Source organism: Glycomyces niveus (assembly GCF_017592475.1).
In the GTDB taxonomy this organism is placed as follows: Bacteria; Actinomycetota; Actinomycetes; order Mycobacteriales; family Micromonosporaceae; genus Glycomyces; species Glycomyces niveus.
In genome coordinates this window covers 1-13,231 of the sequence record NZ_JAGFNP010000001.1, presented here as the reverse complement: position 1 = coordinate 13,231, position 13,231 = coordinate 1, and the positions used below count along the sequence as shown (strand labels likewise).

Genomic DNA, 13,231 nt, shown 5'->3' with positions numbered 1-13,231 from the left:
CAGGGCCTCCGCCTTCTCCTCGTCCCAATTATCGGGACGGTGGCGGCGCTTCCGTCGAGTCGATGAATGAGTCTTCATCCTCGACACCTTAACGAAGGTTCAGGTGGGATTTCGCGCACAATTCACATGGTGAGACAAGAATTCTCAGGCGCGCTCAGCGCCGGTGACGGCCCACTCGCCCGAGCGCAGCCGCCAGAGGATCATCGCGAGGCGCACGAGCATGAACACGGCGATGCCGCCCCAGATCCCGGCGAGGCCCCAGCCGAAGACGAGCGTGAGCCACGTGAACGGCAGGCCGCTCGCGATCGAGATGACGGTCATGTTCCGCATGAACCGCAGGTCGCCCGCGCCGATGAGCACTCCGTCGAGTGCGAACACGACCCCGGCCACCGGCAGGAGGAGCACGAGCCAGGGCCAGATGTAGACGAGCTGGTCGTGCACGTCGGCCGAGGCGGTGAACACGTCCGGGAGGATCGGCAGCAGCGCGAGGATCGCGAGCAGGAACGCCACGCCGTAGCCGAGGCCGACGAGCGTCAGCCGCTTCGCAGTGGCGCGCGCGGCGACCGGCCGGCCCGCGCCGAGGTCGGCGCCGATGAGCGCCTGCGCCGCGATCGCCACGGCGTCGAGCGCCAGCGCCGCGAAGAACCACAGCTGCATGCCGATCTGGTGCGCGCCGAGCGCGGCCGTGCCGACCCGGGCGGCCACGGCGGTGGCCGAGAAGGAGCTGACCTGGAACGCGATGCCGCGGATGATCAGGTCGCCGTTGGCGACGAGCTGCTTCGACATGAGCGGCCGGTCGACGCGCAGCGGCACGCCTTCGCGGCGCAGCGCGAGGAGGAACAGCACGCCGGAGACGGCCTGCGCGACGACGTTCGCCCACGCGGAGCCGACGAGTCCGAGCCCGACGGGGTAGACGAGGACCGGCGCGAGGATCGCGGAGAGGAGGAATGAAGCGGTGACGAACCACATGGGGCGCTTGGTGTCCTGCACCGCGCGCATCCAGCCCTGCCCGGCCCCGGCGACGAGGAGGAAGGGCGCGCCGAGGACGGCGACGCGCAGCCATTCGGCGGCCGCGGCCTCCACGGACGGGTCGTCGCCCATGAGCCCGGCGGCCGGGCCGGCAAGGAACTGGAATGCGACGACCATGACGAGTCCGGCGGCGAGCGCCAGCCAGGTGCCTTGGACGCCTTCGGCCACCGCGCCGGGCCGGTCCCCGGCGCCGAAGCGGCGGGAGGCCCGGGCGGTGGTGCCGTAGGCGAGGACCGCGCCGATGAACGGCGCGAGGCCCATGATGACGCCGCCGAGGGCGAGGCCCCCGAGCGGGACGGCGCCGAGGTGGCCGACGACGGCCGTGTCGATGAGGAGGTAGATCGGCTCAGCCGCGAGCACGACCAGGGCCGGGATCGCGAGGGACGCGATGCGCCGGTACGAGGCCGGGCGCGGTTCGGCGTCCCGCGGGGCCGGGGTCACCGGGTGGACTCTTCCGAGTCCTCCTCTTCGCCCTTCTCTATGTAAGGGTTCTCGTCGCCCGCGTAGGAGGCGCCTTCGGCGAGCTTGTGCACCTCGGCGTCGGCCGCGGCGGCCTGCGCGAGGAGCGCTTCGATCCGGTTGGCCTGGTCGGGGACGGTGTCGGCCACGAACGTGAGGGACGGCGTGTGGCGCATGCCGAGCGCGCGTCCGACGGTGGTGCGGAGGTGCCCGGTGGCGCGCTCGAGGCCCGCCGCGGAGGCCTTGACCTGCTCCTCGTCGCCGAGCACGGTGTAGAAGACCGTCGCTTCGCGCAGGTCGGGGGTCATGCGCGCGTCGGTGATGGTGACCATGCCGACCCGGGGGTCCTTGAGCTTGCGCACCGCCTGGGCGGTGAGCTCCATGACCCGCTTCGATACCTGGGCCCGCTTCGCCGCGTCTGCCATCTTCCTGCCTTCCGCTTCACGCGCACCTCGCTTCGGGTGCGCCATACTCGTTCTCCGCCCGGGGCTTCCCCGCGGCGGCGCTGCCGCCCGCCTTCCGGCGGGCCGCTACTGGTCTTGCAACAATGCTGCGTCTACTCGTCTTCCGGGCCGAAGAGGCGGCGCCTGACGCTCAGGAGCTCCACTTCGGGCCGCCCGGCGATGTGGTGCTCGCAGGCGTCCAGGAGCTCGCGGACGTGCCGGTGCTCGCCCGCCACGGCGGCGACGCCTATGGTGGTGCGGCCGTGGACGTCCTGGTCGCCGACTTCGGCCACCGCCACCTCGTACTTCCGCAGCGAGGCGACGATCGGGCGCACATAGGAGCGCTTGGCCTTCAGTGAGCGGGAGTCCGGTGGGAGGAGAAGGTCGAATTCTGCGCATCCGGTGAACACCGCTCTAGATTACGCGCCACCTCCGACAACACCAAGATCTTTACCCGCCGCGGCGATCGCGGCGCATCGTGAGCTTGGAGACTCGACGCGGTGGGAAGGACGTGAATCCGTCGAGTCCGAAAACAGCGTTTCGCGACCTCCGTACCGGGTTACTGCCACCATGAGCCGAGAAGCGGGCCGCTCCAGGTCCGCAGGGACGGCCGAGGAGGAGGAGCCATGTCCGCACCGCAAGGCGGTTGGGCCGGGAACCACGAGGAGCCGACGAGGCGGTATCCGGCGGCGGCCGAACCGCAACCGCAGTCGGACCGCCCGACGGTCGACGCCGCGAAGCTGTGGGCGGGCGGGTTCGGCACGGGCGTGGTGGCCGCGCTGGTCGCCCTGGTGGGCATCCTGCTCGTGCGCGGGGTCTTCGGCATCCACATCCTCTCGCCGTCCGAGGCGGGCGCTTACGGCAGCTCGGCCACGACGACGTACGCGTTCGGCGCGTTCGGCGTGGCGATCCTCGCCACAGGGGTCGTCCACATGCTGCTGCTGCTCATGCCGCGCCCGATGAGCTTCTTCATCTGGATCATGCTGCTGGTCATCGCGGTGGGCGTGCTCATCCCGTTCACCGTCGTGGCCGACCTCGAGTCGCAGATCGCGACGGCCGGGCTGAACTTCCTCATCGGCATCTGCATCATGAGCCTGCTCAACTCGGTGGCCGGGATCGCCACCCGGGAGCCGCGCCGACCAGGTGCGGGAGCGGGCTGAGGTAGGGCTGTCCCTACCCCGAAGACACAGGACGGCCGGGTCGCCGCGGCGACCCGGCCTTTCTAGTGTTGACGCATGCGAAAAACCCTCCGGCAACTGAGCGTCGACACCGGCTATCTGCTGTCGATGTTCTTCATCGCCCTGCCCTCGTTCATCATCGGTGTGGTCGGCACCGCGCTCGGTGTCGGCACGGCCGTCATCTGGATCGGCGTGCCCATCGCCGCGGCCACCCTCTTCGCGATGCGCGGCATGGCCGCCGCCGGCAGGTCCATGATCCCCGCGGTGCTGCGTCGCGAGCTGCCCCGCCCCCGCTACAAGCGCGCCCGCGAGGACGCGTCCGCCCTGCGCCGCTTCCTGACGCCGCTCACCGACGGGCAGTCCTGGCTCAACGTGCTGTGGGCGGTCGCGATCCTGCCGATCGCCATCGTCGGCTTCGCGGTCGCGATCGCGTGGTGGACGGCGACGGCGGCGACACTGCTGTACCCCACCTACACGTGGATCATCGAGGCCGCGACGAACGGCAGCGACGACGGCCTGCACTACGCCACCGAGTGGCTGGGCTGGGGCGACTCGTACCTCGCCCGCTCGATCCTGGCGATGAGCGGCGGCGTGATCATGGCGCTGACGCTGGTGCCGGTCCTGCGCGGCCTGGCGCTCGCCCAGGCGTTCGTCGGCAAGGGCATGCTCACGTCGATCAGCGGCCTGCACGAGCGGATCGACCAGCTCGAGGAGTCCCGCAACGCGGCCACCTCGGCCGAGGCCGACGCGCTACGCCGCATCGAGCGCGACATCCATGACGGCCCGCAGCAGCGGCTCGTGGGCCTGGGCATGGAGCTGGCCCGCGTCAAGCGCCAGCTCGCGACCAACCCTGAAGCGGCGCAGGCGACTTTGGAGGCCGCGATCGCGCAGACCCGGGAGACCATCGACGAGTTGCGGTCGCTCTCGCGCGGCATCGCCCCGCCGATCCTCACCGACCGGGGCCTCGACGCGGCGCTCGCGGCCCTCGCGGCGCGGTCGCTCGTCCCGGTCGAACTCGAGACGAACCTCAACGGTCGGTACAAGGCGGCCGTGGAGAGCACCGTCTACTTCGTGACCGCCGAGTGCCTGACGAACATCGCGAAGCACTCCCAGGCGGCCAAAGCGACCGTGTCGGTCGAGGACTGGGGAGATAGGCTGGTGCTCTCGGTCGGCGACAACGGGATCGGGGGCGCGCACGTCTCGAAGGGGCACGGGCTCTCGGGTCTCACCGACCGGGTCAAGGCCGTCGAGGGCCAGTGGACCATCGACTCCCCCGACGGCGGTCCTACGGTGATCGTCGTGGAGGTTCCTAGTGCGTAGGAACAGTGTTAACTCGAATTCGGGGAGAGGCGCCGAAGGCGCCGGAGGGTGGGGTGACGGGTGCGGGTAGTGGTGGCCGATGACGCAGTGCTCATCCGGTCGGGGCTGGTCAAGCTCCTGGAGGAGTTCGGCTGCGACGTGGTCGCCGAGGTCGGCGACGGCGACGCCCTCGTGGAGGCCGTCGCTGAGCACCGGCCCGACGTGTCGGTGGTGGACGTGCGCATGCCGCCGTCCTTCACGGACGAGGGCCTGCGGGCCGCGACCCGCGCCCGCGAGCTCGTGCCGGGCGCGCCGGTGCTCATCCTCAGCCAGTACGTGGAGGTCTCCTACGCGGACGACCTCCTGGCCGACGCCCGCGGCGCGGTCGGCTACCTGCTGAAGGACCGCGTGATCGATGTGGACGACTTCATGGACTCCCTCAAGCGCGTCGCCGGGGGCGGCACCGTCTTCGACCCCGAGGTCGTCTCCCAGCTCATGGTGCGCCGCAGGAAGAACGACCCGGTCGCGACCCTCACCCCCCGCGAGAAGGAGGTCCTGGGCCTCATGGCCGAGGGCCACTCCAACAAGGCGATCGGCAAGCGCCTCTTCATCTCCGACGGCGCGGTCGAGAAGCACATCCGCAACATCTTCACCAAGCTGACCCTCAGCAGCGAGGACGGCGACCACCATCGCCGCGTCAAGGCGGTCCTGGCCTACCTGCGGTCCTAGACCAGGAAGCCGCGGTCGACGAGGCGGCGGATCAGCGGGTAGAGCTGGGCGTAGAGCATGGCGGGCTCGGCGCCGTACGTGTCGGCGAGGAGCTGGACCTGGAGGCGCACTTCGACTTCGCCGTCGCAGGCGCCCATGAACTGCACGAGCAGCGGGTCCAGTTCCTCGGCGTAGCGCATGCCGTTCTCCTGTTGGAGCCACTGCCGGTCGACGTCCCAGCCTTCGGCGCCGAGTGCGGCGCTCTGCTGGAGCATGACGCCGTCGGCCACGCGGAGCTTCGCCTGCCACAGCGTCTCGGGCTCGAGATCCCTGGCGCGCAAGGCGAACCAGTCCTCGATGCGGTCCCGCCACGGCGTCTCCACCGCGTGGCGGGCCGTCTCGCAGACCACCTCGGTCGGGCCGTCGACGCGGCGGACGTTGACGAAACCGAAGCCCACGGCGGCGACGTGCTGGGACTCGAACCAGTCGAGCCAGGCCGCGGCCTGTTCGGCGTCGTGGCTCTCGCCGGAGTCGCGCTGCCAGGTGCGCACGTAGTCGAGCGGGTCGAGCCGTTCGCGTTCCACGACCCACACCTGGACGCCGTCGTCGGGGAACCAGCCCGTGACGCGCTCGGCCCAGTCCGCGCCCTCGATGTGCAGCCAGTTCGCGAGGAACTGCATCGTGCCACCGGGGTTGAGCAGGTCGGCTGAGGCCGCCGCGAGTTCGGCGGCGATGCCGTCCGCTTCGCGGCCGCCGTCGCGGTAGGTCCACCCGGAGCCGGGCGTGGCGATCACGAACGGCGGGTTGGCGACCACGAGGTCGAAGCGCCGTCCGGCGATGGGCGCGAGCAGGTCCCCTTGCAGGAGTTCGAGTTCCACGCCGTTCACGACGGCGTTCAGGTCGGCGAAGGCCACCGCGCGCTCGCTCAGGTCCGTAGCGGTCACGTTCGCGGCGTGGTCGGTCAGCGCGAGCGCCTGCACCCCGCAGCCGGTGCCCAGGTCGAGTGCGGAATCCACCGGGGCGCGGAGCGTCGCGTCCATGAGGAGCTTCGAGGCGCCGCCGACACCGAGCACGTGCTCGCGGGTGCGGCCGCCGGTGGTGTTCGGCAGCTGGTCGGAGAAGAGCAGCCGGTCGCCCTCGAACTGGGCGCCCCAGCCGGCCGAGACTTCGTCGCCGCCGACCAGGAGTCCGCACTTGACGGCCTCGTCAAGACTGAAGGGCGCCAAGGCGTTCGCGGCCGCCCCCGCAGGGACCGGCACGCCGACCACGAACAGGCGGGTGAACACCCCGAGCGCGTCGTCTCCGCACTGCGCGAGGAGTGCCCTGTAGTCGCCACGGTCGGCGGCGGCCAGTGCTTCGGGTGTGCAGACGGCCGACAGCGCGGCCCGGCGGAAGCCCCGAAGGGCTTCGCCGAGCCGCGCTGCGGCTTCGGTCTCGAGGAGCCGCACTTACGCGCGCGGCTTCTCGCGCATCTCGAAGGCTTCGATGATGTCGCCCTCTTCGATGTTGTTGTAGTTCTTCAAGGTGAAACCGCACTCGAAGCCCTCGCGGACCTCGGTCGCGTCGTCCTTGAACCGGCGCAGCGACGAGATGGTCGTCTCGATGACGACGTTGCCGTCGCGCATGAGGCGGACCTTCGCGTTGCGCTTGATCGAACCGCTCGTGACCAGCGCACCGGCGATGTTGCCGAGCTTCGAGGAGCGGAACACCTCGCGGATCTCGGCGGTGCCGAGCGCCACTTCCTCGTACTCGGGCTTCAGCATGCCCTTGAGCGCGGTCTCGATCTCTTCGATCGCCTGGTAGATGACCGTGTAGTACCGGACGTCCACGCCTTCGCGCTCGGCCATGTCGCGGACGCGACCCTCGCCTCGCACGTTGAAGGCGATGATCGTCGCCGGCTCGCCGTCGCCCGCCGCGGCGAGGTTGACGTCGCTCTCGGTGATCGGACCGACGCCGCGGTGGATGACCTGCAGGTGCACTTCCTCGGGGATCTCCAGCGCGACCAGGGCCTCTTCGAGGGCCTCGACCGAACCGGCGCCGTCGCCCTTGATGATGAGCGACAGCGTGGTGCGCTCGCCTTCGGCGATCTTGTCCATGAGGTTCTCGAGCGTGGTGCGCGAGACGCGGGACGCCTGCTGAGCGGCGCGGCGGCGAGCCTGACGCTGCTCGGCGATCTGACGGACCGTGCGGTCGTCGTCGGCGGCGAGGAACACGTCGCCCGCCATCGGGACGGACGCGAGACCCTGCACCTGCACCGGGAACGACGGGGTCGCCTCGGTGACGCGGTTGCCGTCGGCGTCGAGCATCGCCCGGACGCGGCCGTGCGCGCCGCCGGCGACGATCGAGTCGCCGACCCGCAGCGTGCCCTTCTGGACCAGGACGCTCGCGACCGGGCCGCGGCCCTTGTCGAGGTGCGCCTCGATCGCGATGCCCTGCGCGTTGCCCTCTTCCGAGGCTTCCAGCTCCAGGGACGCGTCGGCGGTCAGCAGGACCGCCTCGAGCAGGTCGGCGATGCCGATGCGCGGCTTGGCGGCCACGTCGACGAACATGGTCTGCCCGCCGTACTCCTCGGCGACCAGGCCGTACTCGGTCAGCTGCTGGCGGACCTTGCCCGGGTTCGCGTCGGGGAGGTCGGTCTTGTTGACCGCCACCACGACCGGAGCGCCAGCGGCACTCGCGTGGTTCAGGGCCTCGACCGTCTGCGGCATGACGCCGTCGTCGGCCGCGACCACGAGCACCACGATGTCCGTGACGTTCGCGCCTCGGGCACGCATGGCGGTGAACGCCTCGTGGCCCGGGGTGTCGATGAAGGTGATCGCGCGGTCTTCGCCCTCGTGCTCGACGTGCACCTGGTACGCGCCGATGTGCTGGGTGATGCCGCCCGCCTCGCCGGCGACGACGTTGGACGACCGGATGGCGTCCAGCAGCTTCGTCTTACCGTGGTCGACGTGGCCCATGACCGTGACGACCGGCGGACGCGCGACGAACGTGTCCTTGTCCTCGGCGTCGAGGTCGATGCCGAACTGCGAGAGCAGCTCGCGGTCCTCTTCCTCGGGGGACACGATCTTGATGTCCCAGTCGAGGTGGGCGCCCAGGAGTTCGAAGGTCTCCTCGGACACCGACTGCGTCGCGGTCACCATCTCGCCCAAGGAGAACAGCTCCTGGACGAGGGTGCCCGGCAGGGTGCCGATCTTGTCGGCGAAGTCGGAGAGCGACGCGCCGCGGGCCAGGCGGATGGTCTCGCCGTTGCCGCGCGGGGCGCCCGACTGCATCCTCGGCGCTGCGAGGTTGTCGAACTCCTGGCGCCGCTGACGACGCGACTTGCGGGACTTGCCGCGGGGTCCGCCGCGGCCGAACGCGCCGGCCGCACCGCCGCCGCGGGCCTTGCCGCCGCCGCCCGCACGGCCACCGCCGCCGCGGTAGGGAGCCGGCGCACCGGTCGAAGGACCGGAACCGCCCGCACCGCCGGCGCCGCCTGCGGCACCGCCGCCGGAGCCGCCGAACGTGCCGCGGTAGTTGCCGCCGCCACCGCCGGGACGGCCACCGCCGCCACCGGGACGACCGCCGCCGCCGGGTCCGCCGCGACCGCCGCCGCGGGCCCCGCGGGGACCGCCGTCGCGGCCGCCACCGGCCGGGCGACCGGGCATCATGCCCGGGTTCGGGCGCGGAGGCATCATGCGCGGGCTCGGGCGGGGACCGCCCGGGCGCTCGCCGCCGCCTTCAGCGGCGGCAGGGCGCGGCTTGGGGCTCGCGCCGCCGACGCCGAACGGGTTCTTGGGGCCCGGCTTCGGGGCGCCGGGACGGGCGGCCGGAGCGGGCTTGGGGCCGGGCTTCGGAGCGGCGGCGGCGCGCTTGGCGGCCTCGGCCTGCTCCTGCTGGCGCTTGACCAGCTCCTCAGCGCGCTTCTGCTCCGCGGCCACCTCGATGTCGCGGGCGCTCGTGGGCTGGGCGGCCGGGGCCGGCGCGGGGGCCGGCTTGGGTCCGGGCTTCGGCGCGGCCGCTCCCGGCTTCGGGGCGGCGGCCTTCTTCACGGCCTTCTTCGCTTCGGCTTCGGCCTTCGCCTCGGACTTGGCGTCCTTGGCCTCGACCTTGGCCTGCATGATCTTGGACGGGCTCGGTGCCGCCGGGCGCGGGCCCTTGGGGGCCGCCGCCTTGGCGGGCTCGGGCGTCGGCGCCGACTTCGGCGCCGGCGCGGACTGGGCGCCCTGTGCGGCGTCGTATTCCTGCCGCAGTCGACGCGCCACCGGGGCCTCGACCGTGCTCGACGCTGACTTCACGAACTCGCCCATGTCCCCGAGGCGGGCGAGCAGTTCCTTGCTCGTCGTGCCCAGTTCCTTGGCAAGTTCATGTACGCGGGGCTTTGCTGCCACTGCACTCCTCAATTCGAGGTCGTACGGGCAGCGCCCGCCGACCTTATCTACCGACTAGCAACGCGTTCATTCGAAGAACTTCATCGCGTGGTCTTCATTCGGTCTCTACCTGCTTCGTGTGCGGGAGTCGGCCTCTCGGCCGACTCCGACTCGACATGGGTTCGCACCGCTCCAACGTCTACCGCTCCCTCGATTCTGAGGGCTCGGGCGAACGCACGCTTGCGAACTGCCTGTTCAAGGCAGTTCAGGTCGTGGTGCACATGGGCTCCGCGGCCGCTGAGGCGGCGCTGCGGGTCCGGAACCAGGCGGTTCGGGGAACCCTCAGAGCGTTGAACGACGACGCGCAACAGCTCGGCGGCCGATGCGCGTCTGCGGCACCCCACACAAGTGCGGACTACCGCTGCGTCACGTTGCGATCCGATGTTCAGTCTACCTCCCGGACCGCCGACCGCCACCGGCCGGGCCGGTCTCCTCCTTGGCGCCGCCGGAGACGTGCGCGTCGGACTTGATGTCGATCCGCCACCCCGTGAGGCGCGCGGCGAGACGGGCGTTCTGGCCTTCGCGGCCGATCGCGAGCGAAAGCTGATAGTCCGGGACGATCACCTCAGTGGACCGTGTCGCCTCGTCCACGACCCGCACCGACAGGGTCTTCGCCGGGGAGAGGGCGTTCGCGACGAACCGCGCGGGGTCGGCGTCCCAGTCGACGATGTCGATCTTCTCGCCGCCGAGTTCGCTCATGACCGCGCGCACGCGCGAGCCCATCGGGCCGATGCACGCGCCCTTCGCGTTGACGTCCTTCGTTGTGGCGCGCACCGCGATCTTGGAACGGTGACCGGCCTCACGTGCGATCGCCGGGATCTCCACGGCGCCCTCGTCGATCTCGGGCACCTCGAACGCGAACAGCTTCTTCACCAGGGCGGGGTGGGTGCGCGACAACGTGATCTGGGGGCCGCGGGCGGTGCGGTTCACCTGGATGACGATCGCGCGGATGCGCTTGCCGTGCTCGTAGTTCTCACCGGGGACCTGCTCGTTGAGGGGCAGGGTGGCCTCGATCTTGCCGAGGTCCACAGTGACGATCCCGCGCTCGTTGCGCTCGCCGTGGGCCTGGACGACACCGGTGACGATGTCGCCCTCCTTGCCGGAGTACTCCCCGTAGTTGACCTCGTCGGCGGCCTCGCGCAGCCGCTGCAGGATGACCTGCTTCGCGGTCTGGGCGGCGATGCGGCCGAAGCCCTCGGGGGTGTCGTCGCGCTCCGAGACGACCTCGTCCTCTTCGTTCACCACCGGCACAAGGACATTGGCGATCCCATTGTCGCGGTTCACCACTACTCGCGCGCGCTCATCGGCCCCGGGGGTGTGCTTGTAGGCGGTCAGCAGCGCCGATTCGATAGCGCCGAGGATTGTCTCGAAAGGGATGTCGCGCTCGCGTTCCAGCGACCGCAGCGCGGCCAGGTCGATATGCACCCGTTCTCCTTAAGTCTTGAGTTGTCCTCACCGCGGCCGTTCAAGGCGTGCGAGCCGCGTCTTCGAGCAGACGCTCATCTCAGCTCGATCTGCACCTTGCCGGGCCCCAGCTCGGCATAGGTAGCCGAGCGGCGCACGCCGTCGGCTTCTAGTTCAATCCCCCGCTCGCTGGCGGCCGTGACGCGCCCGGTGACGGGCTCCTCCCCGATGTGCACGGCTACCAAGCGCCCAATATTACGCCGCCAGTGCCGAGGCTCGGTCAGCGGACGGTCCACGCCCGGCGAGGACACTTCCAGGGTATAGGGGGTGTCGGCGAAGGGCCCACCCGTGGAGTCCGACTCGTCCAGGGCCTTCGAGCAGGCTTTCGAGACAACCGCCACATCGTCCAGCGAGATCCCGCCGTCCTTGTCGACGAGCACGCGGACGAGCAGCCGCCGGCCGGCCTTGGTGACCTGCAGCCCTTCGAGATCGAAACCGATCTTGGCCACGGCCGGGGCCAGGATCGCCTCGACCTCCGCTTGCCGCTCATTTCCCATGCGCACTTCCCCTCCATGTCGCCTGTTCGGCCGAGATTAACCGCCCGGAGACAGAATGGAAAGGCAGCCTGGGAAACTGGGTGGGTGTTCACGACCCGACGCGGACTCCTGGTCGGGGCGGCCGTTCTCACGGCCGCCGGATGCACCCGGGAGACGGCGCACATCATCACCTCGGACGCGGACCTCACCGCCGCGCTCCGCACCGCCCGCACGCTGGCCGCCGCCGGGGACGCCCTCGGTTACGGCGACTTCGCCGAGGACCACCGCACCCACGCGGCCACATTGGAACGGCTCCTGAAGCCCAATGTGGTCGCCGAGGAGATCGGCGAGCTCCCGGCCGACGCCGCCGCGCTCGCCGAAGCCGAGAGCGCGGGGAGCAAGGAGGCGGGCGACGCCTGCCTCAGCACCGACTCGGACTACGCGGTCGTGCTCGGAGAGATCGCGGCCTGCCGCGCCGCCCACGCGGCGGTGCTCGCATGACCGTTGTGGACACCGGCCTCGCCGCCGAGTACGCGGCGATCTACGCCTACAGCGCCGCCGCGGTGCACCTGGACGGCGACCCGCGCTGGATCGCCGAGGAGCTCGAGGCCGAGCACCGCTCGCGGCGCGACGCGCTGCTCGACTTCTACGACGAGCACGGGCTCGAAGCGGCCCCGTCCCTGGCGGGCTACGACATCGAGCCTATCGCCGACGCCGCCGGGGCGCAGCGGCTGCTGCTCGCCGTCGAGACGAACGTGACCACCGCCTGGCGCGCGGGCGTGGCCTCGACCGAGCCGCGCGACCGCGAGATCTGCCTCAGGATGTACGGCGACGCCGCGGTGGCCCTGGCGCGCTGGCGGATCGCCGTCGGCGAGTCCGCCGCCGACCCGTGGCCGGGCCGCCCCGAGTAGGCGTTCACCTGCACCTCGAAAAAACAGCCTTACCTGTATCCGCCTGCTGCATACCAGCTATGCCATACTCGGTATCTCTCCACTTGGAGAGGACTAGTAGCGATACGAGGTAGCTCATGAGTGTCAAGCACAGCCTCCTCGCGCTGCTCGAACGGGGACCCGCCTACGGCTACCAACTGCGGGCCGCGTTCGAGAGCGCCACCGGCAACACCTGGCCGCTCAACATCGGACAGGTCTACACCACCCTCAACCGGCTCGAACGCGACGAGCTCGTCGAGGCCATGCCGGAGAACGACTCCGGCCAGCGCCCCTACCGGATCACCGAGAGCGGCCGCCGCCACCTGGCCGGCTGGTTCGCCTCGCCGGTGCAGGCCGCCGACCGGCCCCGGGACGAGCTCACCATCAAGCTGGCGCTGGCGGTGACCACGCCCGGCGTGGACGTCGCCGACGTCATCCAGCGCCAGCGCGGGGCGACCCTGCGCCTGCTCCAGGAGTACACGCGGCTCAAGTCGGCCGAGGACCACCCGGAGCTGGCCTGGCGGCTGGTGCTCGAGTCGATGATCTTCCGCGCCGAGGCGGAGATCCGCTGGCTCGACCACACCGAGGCCGTGGTGGCCCGCGCGGAACCGCAGGCGACGTTGCCGTTCGGCGTCGGCGAGTCCGACTCGGCCGACGCGGAATCCGAAGTCAACCGATCCCGATCCCACTGAGAAGAGAACGCGGTACCCCCATGACCGTTCTGCATCTGAAAGGCGTGAGCCGGACCCACGGCTCGGGCGAGAACATCGTCCACGCCCTGATCGAGGCCGAGCTCACCATCGCGGCCGGTGAACTCGTCGCCATCATGGGCCCTTC

14 protein-coding genes are annotated in these 13,231 nt (G+C 70.8%); 6 read left to right on the top strand and 8 right to left on the bottom strand.

The genetic code is table 11. The features are described from left to right. Positions 1-144: 144 nt before the first annotated feature. The 3 genes from J5V16_RS00070 to J5V16_RS00060 form a co-directional block, all read right to left on the bottom strand. Positions 145-1,470 (bottom strand): MATE family efflux transporter, encoded by a 1,326-nt coding sequence (locus J5V16_RS00070; protein WP_208493863.1) that lies wholly within the window; start codon positions 1,468-1,470, stop codon positions 145-147. After that, the gene (gene rbfA / locus J5V16_RS00065; RefSeq protein WP_208493862.1) at positions 1,467-1,913 is read right to left on the bottom strand and encodes a 30S ribosome-binding factor RbfA; all 447 of its coding nucleotides are present in this window, start codon (positions 1,911-1,913) and stop codon (positions 1,467-1,469) included. Before rbfA ends, J5V16_RS00070 begins: the two co-directional genes overlap by 4 nt. Positions 1,914-2,044: 131 nt before the next feature. Next, entirely contained in the window at positions 2,045-2,341 is a 297-nt protein-coding gene (locus J5V16_RS00060) for a DUF503 domain-containing protein (RefSeq protein WP_208493861.1), read from the bottom strand. A gap of 216 nt (positions 2,342-2,557) precedes the next feature. Between J5V16_RS00060 and J5V16_RS00055 the strand changes: the two genes are divergently transcribed. From J5V16_RS00055 to J5V16_RS25180, 3 genes are all read left to right on the top strand, one after another. Continuing rightward, positions 2,558-3,091: a DUF6069 family protein gene (locus J5V16_RS00055; protein WP_208493860.1), complete on the top strand. Its 534-nt coding sequence runs from the start codon at positions 2,558-2,560 to the stop codon at positions 3,089-3,091. A gap of 75 nt (positions 3,092-3,166) precedes the next feature. Then, positions 3,167-4,429: a sensor histidine kinase gene (locus J5V16_RS00050; RefSeq protein WP_208493859.1), complete on the top strand. Its 1,263-nt coding sequence runs from the start codon at positions 3,167-3,169 to the stop codon at positions 4,427-4,429. 60 nt (positions 4,430-4,489) lie between these two features. Beyond that, entirely contained in the window at positions 4,490-5,137 is a 648-nt protein-coding gene (locus J5V16_RS25180; protein WP_208493858.1) for a response regulator, read from the top strand. Here J5V16_RS25180 and J5V16_RS00040 read toward each other — a convergent pair. From J5V16_RS00040 to rimP, 5 genes are all read right to left on the bottom strand, one after another. Further along, entirely contained in the window at positions 5,134-6,564 is a 1,431-nt protein-coding gene (locus J5V16_RS00040; RefSeq protein ID WP_208493857.1) for a DUF7782 domain-containing protein, read from the bottom strand. The genes J5V16_RS25180 and J5V16_RS00040 overlap by 4 nt on opposite strands. Continuing rightward, complete coding sequence (infB, locus tag J5V16_RS00035; RefSeq protein WP_208493856.1) at positions 6,565-9,486, bottom strand: translation initiation factor IF-2; 2,922 nt, start codon at positions 9,484-9,486, stop codon at positions 6,565-6,567. It lies immediately after the preceding gene. 80 nt (positions 9,487-9,566) lie between these two features. Then, positions 9,567-9,908, bottom strand: a complete 342-nt coding sequence (locus J5V16_RS00030) for a YlxR family protein (protein WP_363526142.1) — start codon at positions 9,906-9,908, stop codon at positions 9,567-9,569. A 7-nt stretch (positions 9,909-9,915) separates the two neighbouring features. Continuing rightward, positions 9,916-10,950, bottom strand: a complete 1,035-nt coding sequence (gene nusA, locus J5V16_RS00025) for a transcription termination factor NusA (RefSeq protein WP_208493855.1) — start codon at positions 10,948-10,950, stop codon at positions 9,916-9,918. A 74-nt stretch (positions 10,951-11,024) separates the two neighbouring features. Further along, positions 11,025-11,486: a ribosome maturation factor RimP gene (gene rimP / locus J5V16_RS00020; RefSeq protein WP_208493854.1), complete on the bottom strand. Its 462-nt coding sequence runs from the start codon at positions 11,484-11,486 to the stop codon at positions 11,025-11,027. A gap of 84 nt (positions 11,487-11,570) precedes the next feature. Here rimP and J5V16_RS00015 point away from each other — a divergent pair, with 84 nt between their 5' ends. From J5V16_RS00015 to J5V16_RS00005, 3 genes are all read left to right on the top strand, one after another. After that, entirely contained in the window at positions 11,571-11,966 is a 396-nt protein-coding gene (locus J5V16_RS00015) for a hypothetical protein (RefSeq protein WP_208493853.1), read from the top strand. Beyond that, on the top strand, positions 11,963-12,376 hold the full coding sequence (locus tag J5V16_RS00010) for a DUF4439 domain-containing protein (protein WP_208493852.1): 414 nt from the start codon (positions 11,963-11,965) through the stop codon (positions 12,374-12,376). The genes J5V16_RS00015 and J5V16_RS00010 overlap by 4 nt, the downstream gene beginning before the upstream one ends. Positions 12,377-12,492: 116 nt before the next feature. After that, complete coding sequence (locus J5V16_RS00005) at positions 12,493-13,086, top strand: PadR family transcriptional regulator (protein WP_208493851.1); 594 nt, start codon at positions 12,493-12,495, stop codon at positions 13,084-13,086. Positions 13,087-13,231 lie beyond the last annotated feature (145 nt).